We start from the raw sequence: 23142 nt of genomic DNA, 5'->3' as shown, positions 1-23142 counted from the left end.
TGATGTAAAAACTGCGATTTGGTAACGATACCTCCAACACACCTGCTTCTACCGGCAACGCCGTGATGACGGCGTATTGCCGTTGCTCTGCCCACTTCCTCTGCTTAGTGATTTCTTGGAAAACTAGCGCCGAAGACTTACGGCTTCCGCGCGGCCACCGCATGCTTGCCCCGGCTCTCCAACAAGCCAAAGCGGACCAGCAAGCCGTACGCTGCCACCCATCCGTAACACAACACCGGCACCAGCAACGCCAGCGCCAAGCCGACGCGATCGGCAACCAACCCCATCAACAACGGCACCACGGCGCCGCCGACGATAGCCAAACACAAGATGCCAGAACCGCCCGCGGTGTCTTCGCCCAGCCCATCGATGGACAGCGTGAAGATGGTCGGGAACATCACCGAGTTGAACAGCCCAATGGCCAGGATCGCGACAGCGGCGGGCGTACCTTCCAGCACCACACCGGCCAGCAATGCCAGAAATGCGGCGCAGACCGCGCACACGGCCAACACGATGCCCGGTGCGGCGAAGCGCAGCACATAGGAACCGATGAACCGGCCCACCATCGCCAGTCCCCAGTACACCGAAATCAGATTGCCCGCCGCGTGCTCGGAATTGGTCGCGCCGACCATGATCAAGTAGTTGACCAATGCGCTGCCGATCGCGACTTCCGCACCGACATAAAGGAAGATCGACAGTGCGCCCAGGCTGAGCCGCGGATGCCCGAGCAGGCGGAAATAGTCAGCATGGCCGACCGGTCGTACGGACGGCATCGGTGAACGCCGCACCCACCAGCACACCGCCGCCAGCACCACCAGCACCGCAGCGATGATCATGTATGGCAGCCGCACATGGCCCGCCTGCTCCACGCGGAACGCTTCCAGCGCGGCATCACTCAGTCCCGCGTCGGGCGTGGCGACGCCAGCCGCCAGGATCATCGCCGATCCGAACAACGGCCCGATCATCGTGCCGACCGAATTGAATGCCTGCGCCAATGTCAGGCGACTGTGCGCACGCGCCGGATCGCCCAGCCCAGCCGCCAGCGGATTGGCCGCTACCTGCACGATGGTGATGCCCGCCGCCAGCACGAACAGCGCCAGCAGGAATGCCGGATACCAGCCCATCGATGCCGCCGGCGAAAACATCAGACAGCCGCCCGCCATGATCAACAGCCCGAGCACGATGCCGCGCAGATAACCGATCCGGCTGATCAGCAAGCCCGCGGGAATGGACACGATGAAATAGGCCAGGAAGAAGCAGAACTGCGTAAGCATCGCCTCGGCGTAGTTGAGTGAGAACGTCGCTTTCAGTTTCGGAATCAGCACGTCGACCAGCACCGTGCAGAAACCCCAGGCGAAGAACAACGTAATCACCAGCGGCAGCAGCCGTGTCGACCCCGGTGCGGGCGCCGCCGCTGCAGAATTCTGATCGCCGGTGAAGTGCATTGCGTTTACTCCTGTTCCAAGTGGGCGTGGGAAACGCCGTATGAGTGGGTTACGGACATGGGGTGGGTACTTCGTACGCCGGCGGGCTTGCTCGTCGGTACGGCTATCGTGGCTGAAGCAACATTCCAACCTCGTATACGGAGCCACGCCGACCATATATTCGCCGCCGGCATGTCGAACGCCAACTCGCAGGATTCACCGGGCACCACGTTCAGATAGTGGTCGTCGCACCCCGCTCCAATCCGCGGCGGCTGGCGACAGCGGCGACGGCAGCGCTTCGGCATCCAAACGACCCAGCGTGGAGCTATCGTAGGTGCCAGCCACAGCAGCCCGACGATCAAGCACAGGAGCGCTGACGGGCCAATCGGGAACTTCCTTCAAGCACCTCAGCATTAGAACCCTCCCAAGCCCTTCTGCCTTGCGTTCGATTTTCGGCCTGGGCTCACTGCCCCGAGCAACGGCCACGGAAATGCTGCGACTGTGACCTTCTGGTAACGTTATCTGATCGATCTGCCCATTACAACACGCCACAATCATCGGCTTCCGGCTCTGCGATGGAGAGACAATCAATGCGTTATCGCTATCTTGCCCCGGCATTTCTGTGGTTTTTCGCTTTGGCAGCCACGGCCGCCGACACTGGGCAGCCGCTTCAACTGCGCTCTCCCAACAAACAGGTCGAGGTGACCTTCGCGCTTGATCCGGATGGTGCACCGCAATATTCGGTGTCGTATCGGCAGGGCCAGGTGATCTCACCTTCACCTCTGGGACTGGACGTGGGTGATGCGGGCAAGCTGGCTTCCGGTTTCCGCGTATCGGGCGAGCGCCGCGAGGACGTGAATCAGCACTATCCGCAGATCGCCGGCAAGGCCAGCGTGGGCTACGACCGCTATACCGAATTGAATGTCGATCTGATTGATGAACAAGGCCGCCAGCTGGGCGTGGTATTCCGCGCCTATGACGATGGCGTGGCGCTGCGCTATCGGCTGCCGCGCCCACGCGATTCCGCTCTGACGATCCGCGGAGAACTCACCGGCTTCGCCTTTCCTCGCGACTACGCATGCTGGGCGCTCAATCTCGGCCGCTTCGGCACCAGCCATGAAGGCGAGTACGACCCGATAGCGGCATCACGGCTACGTCCGCATAACCTGATCGAATTGCCGCTGGTGTGCCGCACCGATTCGGCCGGCACCACACTTGCGATCGCCGAAGCCGACCTGGACCGCTACGCGGGCCTTTATCTGACCGGCCGTAGCGACGGCACACTGGGTGTTGAAGCCAAACTGTCGCCCCGATTGGACACGCCAGAAATCGCCGTACGTTTGGAAGCGAAGGACATCGATACCGAAGGATTCCAGACACCTTGGCGCGTCATCATGCTCGGCGATGCGCCGGGAAAACTGATCGAGTCGAATCTGATCGCCAATCTCAATCCGCCCACGCCCATCCAGGACACCGATTGGATCAGGCCCGGCAAATCCGCTTGGGACTGGTGGTCCGGCGGCCTTGCGCCGGATGTACCCAATGCCGGCATGAACGACGCCACCATACGTCGTTATATCGATCACGCGGCTGCGCTATCGCTGGAATACATGTTGATCGACGATGGTTGGTATCACGGCAGCACCGGCGACGGCCGCTACCACACCAACGCTGACATCATCCGTTCGATTCCGCAGATCGATCTACCCGGCCTGGTGCAATACGGCGCCGATCGCGGCGTCGGCATCTGGGTCTGGGCGCACTGGAAAGCGTTGGACCAGCGCATGGACGAAGCGCTGGCCTACTACGAGAAGCTCGGCATCAAGGGTATCAAGGTCGATTTCATGGACCGCGACGACCAGGACATGGTGGCGTTCTATCACCGCCTGCTCGCCAGCACCGCCAAGCACAAACTCATGGTGAACCTGCATGGCGCCTACCGGCCCACCGGGCTCAACCGCACCTGGCCGCAGTACCTGACGCAGGAAGGCGTGCTGGGTGCCGAATACAACAAGTGGACCCACCGCATCACCGCGACTCATAACCTGACGTTGCCATTTACTCGCATGCTGCTGGGCCCCATGGATTACACGCCGGGTGGTTTCCGCAACGTGCGGCCGGAGGATTTCCAGCCGCGTCACATCGGCCCGATGGTGATGACCACGCGCGCGCACCAATTGGCGATGTATGTGGTCTACGAAAGTCCATTCGCCGTGGTCGCCGACAGCCCGGACGCCTACGCCGGCGATGCGGCCAGCATCGATTTCTTGAAAGAGGTGCCGACCGCCTGGGACGAGACGCGCGTCCTGACCGGCGAGATCGGCCAGTACATCGCGATCATGCGCCGCAAAGGCGGAGACTGGTATATCGGCGCAATGACCAACGAAAGCGCGCGCACGCTGGAACTGCCGCTGGACTTCCTGCCTGCCGGACCCTATCAAGCGACGCGTTATCTGGATGGGGAAACCCCCGCGGACGTACGCCGCGAAACACGCCGCATCGACGTGACTGCTAGCGCGCTTACTTTGCCTTTGTCTCTTGCTGCGAACGGCGGCGCCGTGGTCCGGCTCACGCCGCCATCCCCTAACGCAGAGGACAGTCAGCGCCGCAAGGATTGGGCAAATCTTGCTCGCTATGAAAAAGCCAACCGCGAACTTTCGCCCGGCGGCGTCGAGGTGGTGTTCATGGGCGACTCGATTACTGAAGGTTGGTATGGCCTGACGCCGACGTTCTTTTCCACCGGCCGCGTCGGGCGCGGGATAAGCGGCCAAACCACACCGCAGATGTTGTTGCGCTTCCGCCAGGATGTCATCGATCTGCAGCCCAAAGCCGTGCACATCATGGCGGGCACCAACGACATCGCCGGCAACACAGGACCGATGACGCTGGAACAGACCCAGGCCAACCTGATGCGCATGACCGAACAGGCGCAGGCACAAGGCATCGCGGTGATACTTGCCGCGGTACCGCCCGCATCCAGTTTCCCTTGGCGACCGGGGTTGGAGACGACATCAAAGATCGAAGCACTCAACCGATGGATCCGCGATTACGCGCAACGTGTCGGCGCGGTTTATGTCGACTACTCGCAGGTGCTCGGCGATGGCCGCGGCGGCATGCGTGCGGAGCTGGCATCGGATGGGGTGCACCCCAATGCGCGCGCCTATGAGCTGATGCGTCCGCAGGCGGAAGCGGCGTTGCGTGAGGCGTTGAAGCAGTAGACGGAAGCCTGTTTAAGGGTTCCGCTGCTGTTTGACTGCGCGGCGAAGAGCAGCCGAGCAAGCTCGGCTCTACAAAGGCGCGGATACATCATTTGTGGGAGCGACGTAAGTCGCGACGTTGATGTGTCCGGTCGCGACTTACGTCGCTCCCACAGGGTAGCTTTGTCGGCGATCCCGGATGACCGGCGGATAGTTAACCTGGCATATTGGCTCAGAGCACGCGCTTCCCGTAGAGCGGAGCTTGCTCCGCTGCTCTTTACGTCGGCCCCGGACAAGCGCAGCCGAGCAAGCGGCTCTACGTAAGGCGCCGCGACCACTCCGCCAAAAACACCGCGGTAGCCGCTGCCACATTGAGACTCTCTACCGCACCGGTACCGGGAATCGACAACTGCAAATCGCAGGCAGCGGCCAGGTCCGCATCCATGCCTTCGCCCTCGGCACCCATCACATAGATCAACCGCTCGGGTAATCGCGCCGCGAACAGGTCTTCGCCACCGCGCACCACCGTTGCCGCCAACCGGAATCCTGCACCGCGCAACTGCGACATCGCGTTTTCCGGCTGCCCCATGCGCACCGAGGGCACGCGTTCGGCACCGCCTTCGGCCACACGCGCGGCGGCGCCGGACAAGGCAAGCGAGGAATCCTGCGATTGCAAAATCGCAGCGACACCAAAATGCGCGGCGGCACGCAGGATGGCGCCGAAGTTGTGCGGATTGCCAACGCCATCCAGCCACAACGCCAACACCGGCCCTTCTGGCAAGCCGCGCAGCCAATCGGACAATGCCAATGGCTCCTGCTTCAGCACATCGGCTACTACGCCTTCGTGATGTCCGCTGGCGGCCAGCTTGCCCAAGTCTGTTTCTTCCACCACGCGATAGCCGACGCGGTGCTTGACGCACCACGCCAACAGCGGTTGCAACTGCGGGATGCGGTATTCAGCGAGGTACAGCTTGCGAATGGATTCCGGGCGCTGGGCGAAGACCGCTTGCACGGCGTTGTAGCCGTAGATGCGCAGCTCGTCGCGGTGCGTGGCGGCATGCGCAGGGCGCTCTTCGCGCGTTGCCTGCTGGGACCGGCCCGGCCTGTCGCCAGCTGGATCGCGCGGCGAACGAGGACGGTCCGCCCGTTGTCCCGGCGATCGCGGCGGCCGGTTGTCCCAAGGATTGCTCACGTCAGTCCTTCTTCTTCCAGAAATCGGCGTTCTTGATGCCCAGCGCTTCCGGGTCAAAAGTCGGGTCGAGGCCCAGCTTCTTTTGCCGCTCGTAATCGCGTAGCGCCAGCAACGCGGGCTTCTGCAGGATCAATATGGCGATGATGTTCAACCATGCCATCAGCCCCACGCCGATATCGCCCAGGCCCCAAGCCAGCGCCGCGCTCTTGATTGCGCCATAGGTAACCGCCCCCATGATGCCGATACGCAGGACGAAGACCAACCAGGGCCGATGCACTTTGCGGTTGATGTAGGTGATGTTGGTTTCGGCCATGTAGTAGTAGGCCACGATGGTGGTGAAAGCGAAGAAAAGCAGCGCCAGCGCGACGAATCCCCGGCCCCAGCCCGGCAGGACCGATTCCACCGCAGCCTGCGCGAACCCGGGCCCGACCTCCACGCCCGGCAGCGCATTGACGATCATGGAGCCGTCCGGATGCACGACGTTGTACATGCCGGTCGACAGAATCATGAAGGCTGTCGCCGAACAAACCAGCAGCGTATCCACGTAGATCGAAAAAGCCTGCACATAGCCCTGCTTGGCCGGGTGCGACACCTCGGCGGCGGCGGCGGCATGCGGACCGGTGCCCTGCCCCGCTTCGTTGGAATACACGCCGCGTTTTACGCCCCACTGCACCGCCAGGCCCAGCACCGCACCAAAGCCGGCTTCCATTCCGAAAGCGCTCTTGATGATCAGCATGAAGATGATCGGCACCTGCTGGATGTTGATGAACATGATCACCAGCGCAACGAGGATGTACGCCAACGCCATGAACGGCACCACCACTTCGGCAAAGCGCGCGATGCGCTTGACGCCACCGAAGATGATGAAGCCCAGTACCACCACCACGATCGCCGCCGTCACCGATGGCGCGATACCCCACGCGTTGTTGAGGCCCGATGCGATGCTGTTGGCCTGCACACCCGGAAGCAGCAAGCCGGTGGCGATAGCCGTGACGACCGCGAACAGCCAGGCGTACCAGCGCTGTCCCATCGCTTTTTCGATGAAGTAGGCGGGACCGCCGCGGTACTGCCCCTTTTCGTCCTTTTCCTTGTATATCTGCGCCAAGGTGGATTCGACATAGGCGGTGGACGCGCCGAGGAAGGCCACCGTCCACATCCAGAACACTGCGCCAGGGCCGCCGAACGCAATCGCCGTGGCGACGCCCGCGATATTGCCTGTACCCACCCGGCCGGACAGCGACATTGCCAACGCCTGGAAGGAGGACACGCCGGCCTCGGAGGATTTTCCGCTGAACATCAGCCGGATCATCTCTCTGAAACCGCGCACCTGCATGAAACGGGTACGTAAGGAAAAATACAGACCGGCTCCCAGGCACAGATAAATCAGTGCGGGACTCCAGATGACGTCGTTGAGCAGGGTGACCAGTCGTTCCACTGAGGTCTTCTCCGTCGAAAGATAGCGGGCGGTGGCGGCGAACGAACGCCGCGGTTGTCCCGATTGTCCACGATTAGCGGCAGGAAGGGGAAAGCACGGCTGGCATGGCGGTCCGGGAATAGCCTCCGGCTGGTAGGAGCGGCCTTTGCCGATGTAGGAGCGGCGTCCCGCCGCGAGCTCTTCCTGTGCGACCGCGATAGAAGCGGAAAGCGGCGTGTTCGCCACCCGGACGCGCTGCGGCGCGTTCTTGATCGGGTGTGCTGAATGGCTATCGAGGCGCGGACGCGCTGCGGCGCGCTCTTGGTCGCGTGTGCCGAATGGCTATCGAGGCGCGGAGCGGCGTCTCGCCGCGAGCTCTTTCTGTCAGATCGCGATAGAAGCGAAAAGCTCTTCAACAGCGAAGCTGATCAAAGCTCGCGCCGGGACGGCGCTCCTACAACAGCGCAGACGCCTATGGCGTCCGCAACCTCGCAAACATCCGCAGGTCGTGCAGGCCGTCCTGTTTCATCACGACGCTGCGCAACACGCCTTCTTCGCTGAAACCGTTCTTCAGCAGTACTCGCGCCGACGCCGGGTTGATATCCAGCACCGTGGCCTGCAACCGCAACAGGGACAGCTGATCCATCACCCACGGCGCATAGATCGCCACGATACGCGTCATCAACCCCTGATCCCAATGCGCGTGGCCCAGCCAGTAACCAAGTTCGGCGCCGTGGCGGCGCTCGCCCGCACTGGGGCGAATGCCAATGCCGCCGCAGGCTTCGCCGCCGATTTCGATGGCGAGCACAGGATCGCTCAGGTCCACGACCTTGCCCGCCAGGAAATCCTCGCCATCCTGGCGCGTGTACGGAAAGGGAAAACGATCGCTGGTACCGCGCGACACCCTGGGATCATTGGCATGGCGGACCAGCGCTTCCAGGTCGTCACCGCGCCAGCGCCGCAGCACGAAGCCTTCGCCCTCCAAGCGCACGTCCTTCCACGCGGACGCGTCAGCCATGCCCACCTACCGAAGGCGTTTCCGCTTCCAGCTTCTCCAACCGGTGCGCCACCGCTTCAGGCGAGCGCGTGAAAGGCGCCAGCAGCGCGTAGAACGCCGGCACCACGTACAACGACAGCAACGTGGAGAACGACACACCGAAGATCACGACCACGCCAATGGTGGCGCGACTGGCCGAGCCTGGCCCGCCGGCCACCACAAGCGGCAAAGCGCCCATCACAGTCGCCACCGACGTCATCAGGATCGGGCGCAAACGCACCTTCGCCGATTCGGCGATGGCCTCCATCACGCTCCGGCCATCGTCGCGCAGCTGGTTAGCGAACTCGACGATCAGGATGCCGTTCTTGGCGGCCAGCCCAATCAACATCACGATGCCGATCTGACTGAACAGGTTCAGCGTGCCGCCGGTGACCCACAACCCGATCAATGCGCCCAGCACCGCCAGCGGTACCGTCAGCATGATCACCAGCGGATGGATGAAGCTTTCGAACTGCGCCGCCAATACCAGGTACACGATCAGCAAGGCCAGGGTGAACGTCAGCAGCACCGCGCCACCGGCTTTCAGGTATTCGCGGGACTCGCCTTTCCAATCGACTTGCGCATAGTCGGGCAGCTCTTCTTGCGCTACCTCCTGCGCCCAGGTCATCGCGTCGCCCAGGGTGTAGCCGGGCGTCAACGATGCGCTGAGGGTGATGGCGCGCAGGCGATTGAAGCGGTTGTAGCTCCCGGGTTCGGCAACTTCCGACAACGTCACCAGGTTGGACAGCGGGATCAGCTCGCCGGCGCCGCCACGCACGTAGGTGTTGGCCAAGTCCTCCGGCGAAGTACGCCGGCTGCGATCCGCCTGCATCAGCACGTCGTATTCCTCGCCGTTATCGACGAAGGTGGTGACCTGGCGCGAACCCATCATGGTTTCCAGCGTGCGGCCGATTTCCTGCACCGACACACCGAGATCCGCCGCACGGTTCCGGTCGATGTTCACCCGCATCTGCGGGCGAGTTTCCTTGTAGTCAGAATCCACGCCGTAGAGCTGCGGGTTTTGTTCCATCCGCTGCATCATGCGGTCGCGCCATTGCGACAACTCCTTGTAGTCCGGACCACCCAGCACCATTCGGAACGGCTGCCCGCCACCGCGCACCAAGCCGGTGCGCTGCGAAGGCTGCGCGCGGATGCTCGGCATCTTCTCCAGCTCGCCGCGCACGGATTCCAGTACTTCGGTGGTACTGACGTCGCGCTTGTCCCAATCCTGCAGGAATACGATCACCTGCCCCGTATGCATTTCCTCGCTGGCGCCCCAACTGCCCGGCACGCGCACGTTGGCCCGCTGGATCGGCTTGTCATCGCCGATCAAGCTGGCGAACAGGCCCTCCACTTGCTGTATCTGCTTGACGGTGTAGTCGAAGCCGGCGCCTTCCGGCCCCTGGATGGAGACGAAGAACGCACCGCGGTCTTCTTGCGGCGCCAACTCCGTGGGTACCCGCGAAGCCAACAACGCGATCAACCCAAGACAGGCAATCATGGTGATGGCCAACGTCACCAGCACACGCTTTGGACGCATCGCCACCAATCGCGCCACCTGCCCGCCATAGCCTTCACTCAAGCGACCGAGTTGCCGGTTCGTCCAGGCGTTGAGGCCTTTCGGTTTCGTATGCGGCCTGACCAGCTTGGACGACATCATCGGCGTCAGCGTCAGCGCGACGAAGGCGGAAATCGCCACCGCCGCCGCCAGCGCCACCGACAGCTCGCGGAACAACCGACCGGTGTTGCCTTCCATGAAACCCACCGGCAGGAACACAGCCACCAGCACCGCCGTGGTAGCCATCACCGCGAACGCCACCTGCGTCGTGCCACGACGCGCAGCGACCAACGGCGGCTCGCCCAAATCCGCACGACGCTGGATGTTTTCCAGCACCACGATGGCGTCGTCCACCACCAGGCCGATACACAGCACCAGCGCCAGCAAGGTCAGCAGATTGATCGAGAAACCGAACGCATAAAGCGCGATGAAAGAGGTGATCAGGCAAACCGGCACCGTCACCGCCGGAATCAGCGCCGCGCGCAAGCTACCCAGGAACAACCAGATCACCGCGAACACCAGGATCATCGCTTCGATCAACGTCGCATACACGCGCTCCACCGACGCTTCGATGAACACCGTGCTGTCGTAGGCAACGAAGATGTCGGTGCCTTGCGGCAATGTGGGCCGGATACGCTCGGCAGCGGCACGCGCAGCGCGTGCGACGTCCAACGCATTCGCGGTGGATGTCTTGACGATGCCCAGCCCGACATTGGGCTGGCCGTTGCTGCGGAAATAAGCCCTGCGTTCGGCGGTGGTCAGCTCCACCTTCGCTACATCGCCCACGCGCACCACATAGCCGTCCACGCCCTTGACCAGCGGCATCTGGGCGAACTGCTCGGCGGTCATGTAGCCACGTTCGACGCGCAGGGTGAAGTCGCGCGCGTTGGACTCGATGCGTCCGGCCGGCAGTTCGACGTTCTCGCGTCGCAGTGCCGCTTCCACGTCAGCAGCGGTGATCCCGCGCGCGGCCATCGCGCCGCGGTCCAGCCAGACGCGCATGGCGTAGCGTTGCGCGCCGCTGATCCGGACCTGCGCCGCGCCATCCAGTGCCGACAGCTGGTCGACGATATAGCGTTCGGCATAGTCGGTGAGCTGCAACGTATCCATCTTGGTCGAACGCATGTTCAACCACAGGATGACGTCGGCATCCGCTTCGACCTTCTGCACTTCCGGCGGATCGGCCTCGTCGGGCATGCGGTCCACCACCCGGCTTATCTTGTCGCGGACGTCATTGGCCGCGGCTTCTATGTCGCGCGTGAGCTTGAACTCGATGGTGATCTGGGAACTGCCGTTCTGGCTGCGCGATTCGATGGTCTCGATGCCTTCGATGCCCGCCAGCGCGTCTTCCAGTATCTGGGTGATGCGGGTCTCCACCACCGCCGCCGACGCGCCGGGATAGTTCACTTCCACCGACACCACCGGCGGATCGATATTGGGCAGCTCGCGCAGGGTCAGGCGCATGAAGGACATCACACCCAGCACGATCAGTAGCAGGCTCATCACCACGGCCAGCACCGGCCGCTTGATGGAAATGTCCGAAAGTTTCATCGTGGTCAGCCCTGCTGCTTGGCGCCGGTAGCCGCCGGTTGCGGCTTGGCTTCGATCACCTTCATGCCGGGACGCAACTTACCGCTGCCATCCACGACGACCTTGTCGCCGGCAGCGACACCGCTGGTGATTTCCACTTTGCCCCCGCGGCGCCCGCCGATGACCACGTCGGCTCGCGCCACGCTGCCATCGGCACCGACGCGGTACACGAAGGAATCGCGCCCCACCTGCACCACGGCGATCTCGGGCAGCACCAGCGCCTGGCGTTCCGGCCGGAACATGCGGACTTCCAGCAACATGCCGGGGCGCAGGTCGTGGTCCGGGTTAGGGAAATCGGCGCGCACGGTCACCGCTCGCGTGGTCGGATCGATGCGTGCGTCGACGGTGGTTACCTTGCCCTCGAACTCGCGCCCGGGATAAGCCGCCGTCGTGGCGGTGACTACATTGCCGATCTTCACCGATCCCAACGCCGCTTCCGGCACCTGGAAGTCCACGTACATCCGCGAGATATCGTCCAGCGTGGCGATCACCGTGGTAGGCGTGATCAACGAACCCGGGCTGACCTGGCGCAGGCCCAACACACCGGCAAATGGCGCGCGCACTGTGCGGTCGCCGATATCGGCGCGCATCTGCCCTACGCGTGCTTCGGCGGCGTTGCGCAATGCCTGCTGCGTATCGAGCGCGGAACGCGCGACCAGTTGCTGGTCGGCCAGTTCCTTCTGGCGGCGATACAACTGGTCGGCTTCCAGAAACGTGGCTTGCGCCTGCACCAGCGCGGCCTGCTGGGCGTCGCCTTTCAGCGTGATCAGGCGCTCGCCGGCGGCGACCTGCTGGCCGCTTTCGAAATGAACGTCCTGGACGATCTCGCTGACCTTGGCGGTCAAGGTCACCGATTCGCGTGCCTTGGCGGTACCCAGCGCTTCCAGCGTGTCGTTCCACGCTGCGGGCTGCACCACCTGGGTCGTGACGGAGACCGGCTTCTCCTCGGCGCCCGCTTTGGCGGCATTCCCATCCTTGCCGCAGGCGGCAAGCAGGAATACCGACAAGACGGCCACCGCCGTACCCGTGGCGGTACGGCGCAGGCGACTAGCCAATGGATGACACGCCCCAAACCGGCTCAACATGGACAACCCCGTAATTTTCGTTATCCGGGAGTTTACCGGCCCTACCCTGTATCGGTGTTGCCGATCCGGGCCGGGGAGCCATGACTAATGGGCCTTGTTGCAGTGCGACGACCTCCGATGTCGCCGGACGCGCGATCCAGCAGGAGCGGCGTCCCGCCGGCAGGAGCGCCGTCTCGGCGCGAGCTCTTCGCTTTTATCGCGATCTGACAGGAAGAGCTCGCGGCGGGACGCCGCTCCTACAAGAGCAAGGCGCCCCTATTCCAATCCCAGCTTCTGCAGCACGCGCAACGCGAGTTGCTCCGGGCTTTCCTCGCCCGCCTGCAGATGCAGGTCCGGATGCTCTGGCACCTCATAGGGCGAGTCTATTCCGGTGAAGTTAGGAATCTGTCCGGCACGCGCTTTACGGTACAGGCCTTTGACGTCGCGCTGCTCGGCGACCGCCAGTGGTACATCAACGAAGATTTCCAGGAATTCGTCTTCGCCGAAGCGCTCGCGCGCCATCCGCCGTTCCGCACGGAAAGGCGAAATGAAACTGACCAGCACGATCAGGCCAGCCTCGGTCATCAGCTTGGCCACTTCGGCAACGCGGCGGATGTTCTCCACGCGATCCTCGTCGGTGAAGCCCAAGTCTCTGTTCAGCCCGTGACGCACGTTGTCGCCATCCAACAGGAAGCTGTGATAACCCAATGCATGCAGACGCTTGTCCACCAGGTTGGCGATGGTGGATTTACCCGCGCCGGAAAGACCGGTGAACCACAACACCCGCGGTTGTTGGCCTTTGATGCGCGCGCGCGCCGCCTTGTCGACATCCAGATGCTGCCAATGCACGTTGCCGGCACGGCGCAAGGCGAAGTCCAGCGTGCCCGCGGCCACCGTGCCGTTGGTTTGCCGATCGATCAGGATGAAGCCGCCCAGCGCGTGGTTATGCGCGTACGGCGCAAACGCAATGGGTTCCTCCAGACTGAGGTTGCAGTAGCCGACTTCGTTCAAACCCAGTCGCTTGGCCGCTAGATGCTCCTGCGTATTCACGTCGATGCGGTGCTTGATCTCGCTGACGTTGGCCGCCACGGTGCGCGTGCCTATCTTCAGCCAATAGGGTCGCCCAGGCAGCAGCGGCGTGTCGTCCATCCACAGCAGATGCGCTGCGAACTGGTCGGCCGACTCTGGCGGATCATCGGCCGCGGCAATCACATCGCCGCGGCTGATATCGATTTCGTCATCCAGTGTCAGCGTGACCGCCTGTCCGGCACCCGCCCGCGGCACCTCGCCGTCGACGCCCAACACCTGCGCGATACGCGAACGGCGGCCGGAAGGCAGCACGATGATCTGATCGTCCGCCCTCGCTTCGCCAGCCGCGATCGTGCCGGCGAAACCGCGGAAATTCTGGTTCGGGCGGTTGACCCATTGCACCGGCAACCGCAAACCTGCGCCAGTGTCTTGCTGGGAGATTTCTACCGTTTCGAGATGCTCCAGCAAACTGGGGCCGGCATACCACGGCGTCCGCTGCGAACGCTCCGACAGGTTGTCTCCGTCCAACGCCGACAGCGGAATGCAGACAACATCTGGAATACCCAGCTGCGCAGCGAGCTTGCGATAGTCCTCGGCGATACCGTCGAACACCGCCTGATCGAAATCCACCAGATCCATCTTGTTCACCGCCAATACCACTTGACGGATGCCCAGCAGCGAAACGATGTAGCTGTGCCGATGCGTCTGCGTCAGCAGACCTTTGCGTGCATCCACCAGCACCACCGCCAAATCGGCCGTGGAAGCGCCCGTCGCCATGTTGCGGGTGTACTGCTCGTGCCCCGGGCAATCGGCCACGATGAACTTGCGCCGCTCGGTGTCGAAGTAGCGATAAGCCACATCGATCGTGATGCCCTGCTCACGCTCGGCCGCCAATCCATCCAGCAACAACGCGTAATCGATCTCCCCGCCACGTGTTCCATGACGCTTGCTGTCCGATGCCAGCGCAGCCAATTGATCATCGAACAGGCGCTTGCTGTCGAACAACAACCGCCCGATCAACGTGCTCTTGCCATCATCCACACTGCCACAGGTGATGAAGCGCAGCAGCGGCTTGGTTTCGTGCTGCTTGAGGTACGTAGCAATATCGCTGTTCGCGGTCATAAGAAGATTCCAACAAATTCCCGCAACTGTCCGTCAGCACGCTTGCCGTTGCCGTTGCTGTTGCCCTTACTCCCTCCGCGCCTTAAAGCGAACCGAGCATCGCAAGAGGGCGAGGCCGCAGAGGCGCCCTTGTTTGAGCGCAGCGAGTTTGGGCGCCGTGCCTCGCGCTCTGAGAAGCACAGGGAACCGGGACCGCTTTTTGGTCCCGGGTCGCGTCCGGCGCGGGCGCTTTTGGTTACTTTTGGCAAGACAAAAGTAGCTCGCGCACCAGCGCGAAAGCTTCTGCTTTCGCTTCTGCCGTTGTTGTCCGACGCCAGCACAGCAAGCCGGGAGGCGAAGAGCAAATCCCCCTCAATCCCCCTTTTTCTAAGGGGGAGGTAAAAGCAGGTATGCGGCAAAACGGCGCTCATCAGAAATACCCCTCCAACTTCTTCTTCTCCATCGAAGCCGTAGGATCCTGATCGATCACCCGCCCTTGGCGTTCCGAACTGGTAGCCACCAGCATCTCCGCGATGATCTTTTCCAACGTATCGGCTTCCGACTCAATCGCCCCTGTCAACGGATAGCAACCCAACGTCCGGAAGCGTACCTGCCGCAGCTGCGGCACTTCGCCCGGATGCAACGGCAGACGCTCATCGTCGACCAGGATCAGCGCACCGTCGCGCTCCACCACCGGCCGCTCAGCGGCGAAGTAAAGCGGCACCACCGGAATATTCTCACGGTAGATATAGAGCCAGATGTCCAGCTCGGTCCAATTGGACAGCGGAAACACCCGCACGCTCTCGCCCTTGTTGATGCGTGCGTTGTACACATTCCACAACTCGGGGCGCTGGTTCTTCGGGTCCCAACGGTGGTTGCCGTTGCGGAATGAGAACACACGCTCCTTCGCCCGCGACTTCTCTTCATCGCGGCGTGCGCCGCCGATGGCCGCGTCAAAGCCGTACTGATCCAGCGCCTGCTTCAGGCCCTGGGTCTTCATCACGTCGGTATGGACGGTGGCACCGTGGCTGATCGGGCCAATGTTCTGGGCGATGCCATCCGGATTGATATGCACGCGCAAATCCACGCCGGTCTCGGCGGCGCGGCGATCGCGGAAGGCGATCATCTCGCGGAACTTCCAGCGCGTGTCCACGTGCAGCAGCGGAATCGGCGGCGGACCGGGCGCGAACGCCTTCAGCAGCAAGTGCAGCAGCACCGAGCTGTCCTTGCCCACCGAATACAGCAGCACCGGGTTGCGGAACTCGGCCGCGACTTCCCTGAGGATATGAACGCTCTCGGCCTCCAGGCGGTCGAGATGGGACAACGGTGGGGAAGCACTCATCAAAGGTCGGATCGCAGAAAGGTCGGCATCTGGGTCAGAAAGATTATCAGCCCGGGCCTAGCGCGGCCGGGAAGGAGCGGCGAGTATTCCGGTTTTATGGTGCCCGGCAGAAATAAGCCGCAGCGATAAGGCCATAACCATAAGTCCTTTCTGCTCGCCTCCCCCTGTAACTAGCCTAGGACCTCCTCCACCAGACCCAGGCCGGTCCGTGACCGCTTCCCAACCCGCGCTAGCCCCTAGTCCCTTGCCCGAAGAACGCAAGGCGTTACTGGCGCGTGTGGTGGACGGCCTGGACGGCGCCTCTTTGTGGTGGCTGTCCGGCTACGCCGCCGGCCTGGCTCAGGTACAGCCCGCCGCACAAGGCTTGCGGACCGGCCACGCGCTCCCCAACGCTGCCGCGGTACCCGGCCAGCGGTTGACCGTGGTCTACGGCAGCCAGACCGGCAATGCCAAGCGAGTCGCCGAAAAACTGGCCCAGGACGCCGAAGCCGCCGGCCTGCAGGTGCGCCTGCTGCGCGCCGACGCCTACCCGCAGCGCGAACTCGCCAGCGAGCGGCTGCTTTATGTCGTCATCAGCACCCAGGGCGAAGGCGATCCGCCGGACGATGCCATCGGTCTGGTCGAGTTCATCGCCGGCAAGCGCGCCCCCAAGCTGCCGGAACTGAAATACGCCGTGCTGGGTCTGGGCGATTCCAGCTATGCCGACTTCTGCGGCATCGGCCGGCGCCTGGACGCGCGCTTGGCCGAACTGGGCGCCAGCCGCCTGCTTCCTGCTGGCGAAGCCGACCTGGACATCGACACCGTGGCAGCGCCTTGGCGCGATCAGGCGCTGGAGCGTGCCCGCGACCTGCTGAAGAGCACTCACGCGCCGCTGGCCACCGTCACCCCCCTGCGCCCAGCCGCCGCGTTGCCGGCGTGGTCGCACGACAAGCCCTTCGCCGCCGAACTGCTGCTCAACCAACGCATCAGCGGGCGCGACTTCAAAGGCAGCCGATTCCTGGAACACGGCCCGTCCAGCAAGGACGTGCGGCACTTGGAACTCTCGCTGCAGGGCAGCGGCCTGCATTACGAACCCGGCGATGCGCTGGGCGTTCGCCACCGCAATTCCAACGTGCTGGTTGACGCGGTGCTGCAAACGTTGAAGCTCGATGGCGATACTGCCGTTTCCCAGAAGGACGAAACACTGCCCCTGCGCGAATGGCTGGCTGCCCGCCGCGAACTGACCAAGCTGTCGCGCCCATTCCTGGCCACCCACGCGGCGCATGCGCGCGCGGACGAGCTGAATGATCTGCTGGCGCCAACGCAAAACGTCGGCTTGGCCGTGTTGCTCAACAGCCACCAGTTGATCGACGTGCTGCGCCGCTGGCCCACGCAGTGGGAAGCGCAGGAACTGGTCGCCGCGCTGCGGCCGCTTGCACCGCGCCTGTATTCCATCGCCTCCAGCCGCAAGCGTGTCGGCGAGGAAGTGCACCTGACCATCGACGTGCTGGACTACGAAGCCTTCGGCCATGCTCATTCCGGCGCTGCCAGCGGCTTCCTGTCGGCATTGCAGGAAGGCGACACCGCGCCTGTCTACATCGAAGCCAACGACCGCTTCCGTGTCCCTGCCGATAGCACGCGCGACATTCTGATGGTCGGCCCCGGCACTGGCGTCGCGCCGTTCCGTGCCTTCGTGCAGGAACGCGCCGAAGCCGGCGCCAGCGGCCGCAACTGGCTGCTCTTCGGCGCCCAGCATTTCAACCGCGATTTCCTCTACCAGACCGAATGGCAGGACGCGCTGCGCAAGGGCGAACTGCACAAGCTGGACCTGGCGTTCTCGCGCGACCAGCAGAGCAAGATCTACGTCCAACAGCGTTTGCGCGAACAAGGCCGCGAAGTCTACGAATGGCTGCAGAACGGCGCCCACTTCTATGTCTGCGGCGCCATCGCCATGGGCAAGGACGTGCACACCGCATTGCTGGATATCGTGTCCCAGCACGGCGGTCTGGATACCGAGGGCGCCACCGAATACCTGAGCCGCCTGCAATCGGAGGGACGCTATAGCCGTGATGTGTATTGAAGCTGGGAATGGTGAATGGGGAATAGGGAATCGATGGATGGTTCCGCGAACGCCCGACCTTTCACCAGCGCACGCACGGCATCTCGTCCCTATTCCCGATTCCCCATTCCCGATTCCCGGCCACCCATGAGCACCCACTCCGTAGAAGACATCAAATCCGAAAGCAAGCGCCTACGCGGCAGCTTGCTGGATAGCCTGGCCGATCCGGTCACGGGCGCCCTGCGCGAGTCGGACCAGACGCTCATCAAGTATCACGGCAGCTATCAGCAGGACGATCGCGATCTGCGCGATGAACGTCGCCGCCAAAAGCTGGAGCCTGCGTATCAGTTCATGATCCGCACGCGCACGCCCGGCGGCGTGGTGACGCCGGAGCAATGGCTGAAGCTGGACGACATCGCTACCCGCTATGCCAACCACTCGTTGCGTATCACCACGCGCCAGGCCTTTCAGTTCCATGGCGTCATCAAGCGTGAACTGAAGGCCACGATGCAGGCCATCAACGCCGCGTTGATCGATACGCTGGCCGCATGCGGCGACGTCAATCGCAACGTGCTGGTCGCGGCCAATCCGCTGGAATCGCGCGCGCATGCGCAGGTCCAGGACTGGGCGGCCAAGCTGTCCGAGCATCTGCTGCCCAACACCCGCGCCTACTACGAAATCTGGCTGGATGAAGAACGCGTGGCCGGCAGCGGCGAAGAGGAAGAGCCGGTCTACGGCGCCACCTACCTGCCGCGCAAGTTCAAGATCGGTTTCGCCGTGCCGCCGATCAACGACGTGGACTTATTCGCCAACGACCTGGGCTTCGTCGCGATTATCGAGAACGGCGAACTGATTGGCTTCAACGTCACCATCGGCGGCGGCATGGGCGCAAGCCATGGCGATGCCGAAACCTATCCGCGCATCGCCAACGTCATTGGTTTCATCACGCCGGATCAGCTGTTGACCGTTGCCACCGCCGTGGTCACCACGCAGCGCGATTTCGGCAACCGCGTGCTGCGCAAGCGCGCCCGCTTCAAGTACACCATCGACGACCACGGACTGGCTTTTGTTGTGGGACAGATTGAAAGCCGTGCCGGGATATCTCTCCAACCGGCACGTGCTTTCCGTTTCGATCACAACGGCGACCGCTATGGTTGGGTCGAAGGTGAAGACGGCCGCTGGCACCTGACGCTGCACCTTTCCGCCGGGCGCATCGCCGATAGGCCGCATGCGCCGCATCTGACCGGGCTGCGCGAAATAGCGAATGTCCATCGCGGCGAGTTCCGCATGACGGCCAACCAGAACCTGGTGATCGCCGGCGTTCCCGCGGGCGAGCGCGAGCGCATCGATGCGCTGGTGCACGCGCATGGGTTGGATACTGGCCTGCGCACCGGCACCGCATTGGCACGCGCCGCCGCGGCCTGCGTGGCACTGCCTACTTGCGGATTGGCGATGGCCGAGGCGGAGCGCTACCTGCCCGACTTCACCACCAAACTAGAGCCACTGCTGGAAAAACATGGGCTGCACAACACCCCCATCCTGCTGCGCATTTCCGGTTGCCCCAACGGCTGCTCGCGCCCATATCTGGGCGAGATCGCGCTAGTGGGCAAGGCACCCGGCCGCTACAACCTGATGCTGGGCGCCGATCACCGTGGCCAGCGCCTCAACACGCTGTACCGCGAAAACATCACCGAAGCCGAAATCCTGGACACGCTGGAACCGCTGTTCGCACGTTATGCGGGCGAACGCGAGAGCGGCGAAGGTTTCGGCGATTTCCTCCACCGCAGCGGCATCGTTGCCCTGCCGCCTTATCCCACTCACCGCCAAATCGCACTGGAACTGCACGCATGAGCGCCACCCAACCTGCCACTGGACCGTACGAAAAGGACGCCACAGCGGAACAGAACGCCTGGCTGGAAAGCCGCACGCCGGAAGAACGCGTCGCATGGGCGTTGGAGAACGGACAAGCCAACCCGGCGATGTCCTCCAGCTTCGGCGCGCAAGCCGCTGTGTTGCTCCATATGGTGACGCAACAGAAGCCGGATATCCCGGTGATCCTGATCGACACCGGTTATCTGTTTCCGGAGACCTACCGTTTTGCCGACGAATTGCACGAGCGCCTGAAGTTGAACCTGCAGGTATTCCGTCCCCTGGTCAGCCGCGCCTGGATGGAAGCGCGCCATGGCCGTCTGTGGGAACAGGGACTAGTCGGCATCGAACAGTACAACGACCTGCGCAAGGTCGAACCGATGAAGCGCGCATTGGACGAACTGGAAGTGAAAACCTGGTTCACCGGCCTGCGCCGCAGCCAATCCACCAGCCGCGCCAATACCCCCGTGCTGCAATTGCGTGGCGGCCGGCTCAAGGTCAATCCCATTGTCGACTGGACGGACCGCGATATCTGGGTCTACTTGAAGGAGCACGATCTTCCCTATCACCCACTATGGGAACAGGGCTACGTCTCCATCGGCGACTTCCATACCACATCCCGCTGGGAACCGGGCATGCGTGAAGAAGACACCCGCTTCTTCGGCCTGAAGCGCGAATGCGGCATTCACGGTGGTGATCTGTAACTGAGCAAATACCCACAGGTGTTCGCCGTTGCAGATACGCAGCATCGATATGCGATCTTTGTAGGAGCGGCGTCCCGCCGCGAGCTCCTCCTACCAGATCGCGGCAAAAGCAAGAGCTCGCGCCGAGAACGGCGCTCCTACAAAAAAGCGGATGGCATCGGAAGCCGTCAGAAAAGTAGCAGAGCACGGATAGATTCCTTGTTCCTGCTTGTAGAGCCGAGCACCGAAAGCCACCCTGTACGAGCGGCGTCTCGTCGGTAGGAGCGCCGTCCCGCCGCGAGCTCCTCCTACCAGATCGCGGCAAAAGCAAGAGCTCGCGCCGAGACGGCGCTCCTACAAAAAAGCGGATGGCATCCGAAGCAGTCAGAAAGTAGCAGAGCACGGATAGATTCCTTGTTCCTGCTTGTAGAGCCGAGCACCGAAAGCCACCCTGTACGAGCGGCGTCTCGTCGGTAGGAGCGGCGTCCCGCCGCGAGCTCCTCCTACCAGATCGCGGCAAAAGCAAGAGCTCGCGCCGAAACGGCGCTCCTACAAAACCGTGTGGCATACGAAGCCGCCAAAAGCAACTGAGCACGCATAGATTTCCTTGCAGGAGTGGTGCCGGCATGCCGGCACCGGTGAGTCGCGACGTTGATGATTCCGGTAGCGACTCACATCGCTCCCACAATGGATCCTCCGCGCCTTTGTAGAGCCGAGCTTGTTTAAATCCCCTTTGGAAAGCTCGGCTGCTCTTCGCGACGCCACAATTATTCGTGGCTAGCGAAGCAGGCTCCGCTCTAGGCAGAGATCGATCGAATAAAAAACCGATGGCGCAGTGTGCCGCCGGGGAGGTACAGCGCGATCTCATCCTCCATTGATCACGCGCTGCACTTTGGCAGGAAACTCCCTTTCCACCGTGATGTTTACCAGCCCAACTCGGGCCAGCATCCTTGCCGGCCCCGTGGGGGAAGCGGGCGGCGGAGCCGCGCGATGCCGCGGAGGGGTGGTCACCCGCCAATGCAGTCTACATATCAACGGCCCGCACAACACGCCGCTTGTCGGTTCTACGCTACATATTATGATCGGCGTGACTACTTTCATTATTTAGGTAAATATATTTACTCCCATATTTTCCAGGGAACACGGCACTTCCAGCAGAAGTTAAGTAACGCATTTACCAACCACTTTGCGTGCATTGCGCTTCAGGCCGCCTTCGATAGTTCAGCCATTTCTATGGCCTGGCTTCGGCTGAGCGGAGCCCGACATGTTCGACCAGCGCTCGCGTGTGATCGCCTTGGAAGGCTTGCATCAGTTGAGTCCGCGCTGGGAAATCGCCGCCAAGATCGCCGGCCGCTGGGGCGACTATCGCAGCGGACGCGGCGCTGGCACCTGGTTCGACAGCCGCGCGCAATTCGGTGCCGTGCAGGTGCGTTACCACCTGATCGCCCGCTGGGACGCCATGGCCGAATACCGTGGCTTCAGAGTGAAGGATGGCGGCACCCGGCGTGGCTGGTTGATGGGCGCCGACCGTCAGATGGGCGAGAACTTCAAACTGGGTGCCGGCTACAACTTCACCGACTTCAGCGATGATCTCACGGATTTCAGCTACGACAACCGCGGTTGGTTTCTGAATTTGACGGGCTACTACTGAGTGGTTGGATCCATCGCGTGATAGCCGAATAGCTTCATCGGAAAACTCCGACAAACGTCAGGCATGGCAGCCGACACAAATATCAGTCTTTCTCTGATGGGATCAAGCGCCCAAAGCGGCGATCTTTTGGACGCGGCGCCGCCGCACCATCATCCCACTCAATGAAGAACGCCATGACCCAGACAGGACACGTCCGCTTTTTGCTCGCTGCCAGCCTCACACTACTATTCTGGATATCCGCGAATGTACATGCCGCTCCGTCGCCGTCGACGACAGGAGCCTACGTCGACGCGACAACCTACCTGTCGGACACCCAGCTCGATGCGTGGTACAGCATGACGCGGAGACTGAAGAACAACTTCGACAACGTTTGTGGCGATTCATTCTGCGGAGGCGAGTACAGCAATATCGAAGCACTGCGCTACAACTGCTCGGTGAATCAGGCCACCGGCCATATCGGCATGTGCGCCTGGACGTTCGCCGCCAGCAACGAAGAGGTTGATCCGGTCAGCGGCAACATCATTGTGCAGAAAGGATCCTGGCGCTGCCGCACACCGCTTGAACAGAATATCGGCATCGACAAACTGGTTACCGCGCTGGCGGGCAACAATCCGTTGTATGCACCGCTGCCTGGCTCCTATCGCACGATCATGGACGGTTTGATCGACGACTGTTTCTTCTAACCCGCATGAAGGCCTCTCATCGAGAGGCCTTCATGCTCCGGTTCCGTTTACCTTCGATATGCGGCACTCCTGGCAGCCGCTAGGTGTGGATCAAGAGTTCGCGGCGGGACGCCGCTCCTACATGGTTCAGAACTAGCGCGTCCGCTTGGTAGGAGCGGCGCCCCGCCGCGAGCTCTCCGCTCTCCGCTTCTCGCCCTTCGCCCTTCGTCGCGCTTGAAGGCGGCTACTTTTGAACGCGGCACCGCCGCGCAACCATCACACTCAAGGAAGA

The 23142-nt window shown here is 62.6% G+C and carries 14 protein-coding genes and 1 pseudogene; 7 read left to right on the top strand and 8 right to left on the bottom strand.

Annotated features, from left to right (window positions below):
- Positions 1-137: 137 nt before the first annotated feature.
- Positions 138-1445 carry a sugar MFS transporter gene (locus AB6O04_RS00455; RefSeq protein WP_368561644.1) on the bottom strand — a complete coding sequence of 436 codons (1308 nt, stop codon included), beginning with the start codon at positions 1443-1445 and terminating at the stop codon, positions 138-140.
- 569 nt (positions 1446-2014) lie between these two features.
- On the opposite strand from AB6O04_RS00455, the pseudogene AB6O04_RS00450 reads away from it, so the two are divergent.
- Positions 2015-3994: pseudogene (locus tag AB6O04_RS00450) on the top strand (glycoside hydrolase family 97 protein); the annotation flags it as partial.
- A 114-nt stretch (positions 3995-4108) separates the two neighbouring features.
- A complete protein-coding gene (locus tag AB6O04_RS00445; protein ID WP_368561739.1) occupies positions 4109-4642 on the top strand; it encodes a GDSL-type esterase/lipase family protein in 534 nt (177 codons plus the stop codon).
- Between the two features lie 295 nt (positions 4643-4937).
- Here the strand turns inward: AB6O04_RS00445 and AB6O04_RS00440 are convergent, their stop codons facing one another.
- From AB6O04_RS00440 to cysD, 7 genes are all read right to left on the bottom strand, one after another.
- Positions 4938-5813, bottom strand: coding sequence for a TrmH family RNA methyltransferase (locus AB6O04_RS00440; RefSeq protein WP_368561643.1), 876 nt, complete (start codon positions 5811-5813; stop codon positions 4938-4940).
- A gap of 1 nt (position 5814) precedes the next feature.
- Positions 5815-7248 (bottom strand): alanine/glycine:cation symporter family protein, encoded by a 1434-nt coding sequence (locus AB6O04_RS00435; RefSeq protein WP_368561642.1) that lies wholly within the window; start codon positions 7246-7248, stop codon positions 5815-5817.
- Between the two features lie 451 nt (positions 7249-7699).
- Positions 7700-8245: a GNAT family N-acetyltransferase gene (locus tag AB6O04_RS00430; RefSeq protein ID WP_368561641.1), complete on the bottom strand. Its 546-nt coding sequence runs from the start codon at positions 8243-8245 to the stop codon at positions 7700-7702.
- Complete coding sequence (locus AB6O04_RS00425; RefSeq protein WP_368561640.1) at positions 8238-11372, bottom strand: efflux RND transporter permease subunit; 3135 nt, start codon at positions 11370-11372, stop codon at positions 8238-8240. The genes AB6O04_RS00430 and AB6O04_RS00425 overlap by 8 nt, the downstream gene beginning before the upstream one ends.
- 5 nt (positions 11373-11377) lie before the next feature.
- Positions 11378-12496, bottom strand: a complete 1119-nt coding sequence (locus tag AB6O04_RS00420; protein ID WP_368561639.1) for an efflux RND transporter periplasmic adaptor subunit — start codon at positions 12494-12496, stop codon at positions 11378-11380.
- 255 nt (positions 12497-12751) lie between these two features.
- Positions 12752-14626, bottom strand: coding sequence for a sulfate adenylyltransferase subunit CysN (cysN, locus tag AB6O04_RS00415; protein WP_368561638.1), 1875 nt, complete (start codon positions 14624-14626; stop codon positions 12752-12754).
- Between the two features lie 409 nt (positions 14627-15035).
- Positions 15036-15947 (bottom strand): sulfate adenylyltransferase subunit CysD, encoded by a 912-nt coding sequence (gene cysD / locus AB6O04_RS00410; protein ID WP_368561637.1) that lies wholly within the window; start codon positions 15945-15947, stop codon positions 15036-15038.
- Between the two features lie 208 nt (positions 15948-16155).
- Between cysD and AB6O04_RS00405 the strand changes: the two genes are divergently transcribed.
- The 5 genes from AB6O04_RS00405 (at position 16156) to AB6O04_RS00385 (ending at position 22871) form a co-directional block, all read left to right on the top strand.
- A complete protein-coding gene (locus AB6O04_RS00405) occupies positions 16156-18006 on the top strand; it encodes an assimilatory sulfite reductase (NADPH) flavoprotein subunit (protein WP_368561636.1) in 1851 nt (616 codons plus the stop codon).
- A gap of 126 nt (positions 18007-18132) precedes the next feature.
- Positions 18133-19836, top strand: coding sequence for an assimilatory sulfite reductase (NADPH) hemoprotein subunit (gene cysI, locus AB6O04_RS00400; protein WP_368561635.1), 1704 nt, complete (start codon positions 18133-18135; stop codon positions 19834-19836).
- On the top strand, positions 19833-20558 hold the full coding sequence (locus tag AB6O04_RS00395; RefSeq protein WP_368561634.1) for a phosphoadenylyl-sulfate reductase: 726 nt from the start codon (positions 19833-19835) through the stop codon (positions 20556-20558). Before cysI ends, AB6O04_RS00395 begins: the two co-directional genes overlap by 4 nt.
- Positions 20559-21801: 1243 nt before the next feature.
- A complete protein-coding gene (locus tag AB6O04_RS00390) occupies positions 21802-22188 on the top strand; it encodes a hypothetical protein (protein ID WP_368561633.1) in 387 nt (128 codons plus the stop codon).
- A 173-nt stretch (positions 22189-22361) separates the two neighbouring features.
- On the top strand, positions 22362-22871 hold the full coding sequence (locus tag AB6O04_RS00385; protein WP_368561632.1) for a hypothetical protein: 510 nt from the start codon (positions 22362-22364) through the stop codon (positions 22869-22871).
- The last annotated feature ends 271 nt before the right edge of the window (positions 22872-23142 follow it).

Source organism: Pseudoxanthomonas sp. UTMC 1351, assembly GCF_040948865.1.
Lineage (GTDB): Bacteria > Pseudomonadota > Gammaproteobacteria > Xanthomonadales > Xanthomonadaceae > Pseudoxanthomonas_A.
This window is presented reverse-complemented; position numbering and strand designations above follow the sequence as displayed.

Coding starts and splice junctions, on each gene's coding strand:
- AB6O04_RS00455 (WP_368561644.1), bottom strand. CDS start 1,445: ATGCACTTCACCGGCGATCAGAATTCTGCAGCGGCGGCGCCCGCACCG.
- AB6O04_RS00445 (WP_368561739.1), top strand. CDS start 4,109: ATGGGCGACTCGATTACTGAAGGTTGGTATGGCCTGACGCCGACGTTC.
- AB6O04_RS00430 (WP_368561641.1), bottom strand. CDS start 8,245: ATGGCTGACGCGTCCGCGTGGAAGGACGTGCGCTTGGAGGGCGAAGGC.
- AB6O04_RS00425 (WP_368561640.1), bottom strand. CDS start 11,372: ATGAAACTTTCGGACATTTCCATCAAGCGGCCGGTGCTGGCCGTGGTG.
- AB6O04_RS00420 (WP_368561639.1), bottom strand. CDS start 12,496: ATGTTGAGCCGGTTTGGGGCGTGTCATCCATTGGCTAGTCGCCTGCGC.
- cysN (WP_368561638.1), bottom strand. CDS start 14,626: ATGACCGCGAACAGCGATATTGCTACGTACCTCAAGCAGCACGAAACC.
- cysD (WP_368561637.1), bottom strand. CDS start 15,947: ATGAGTGCTTCCCCACCGTTGTCCCATCTCGACCGCCTGGAGGCCGAG.
- cysI (WP_368561635.1), top strand. CDS start 18,133: ATGAGCACCCACTCCGTAGAAGACATCAAATCCGAAAGCAAGCGCCTA.
- AB6O04_RS00395 (WP_368561634.1), top strand. CDS start 19,833: ATGAGCGCCACCCAACCTGCCACTGGACCGTACGAAAAGGACGCCACA.
- AB6O04_RS00390 (WP_368561633.1), top strand. CDS start 21,802: ATGTTCGACCAGCGCTCGCGTGTGATCGCCTTGGAAGGCTTGCATCAG.
- AB6O04_RS00385 (WP_368561632.1), top strand. CDS start 22,362: ATGACCCAGACAGGACACGTCCGCTTTTTGCTCGCTGCCAGCCTCACA.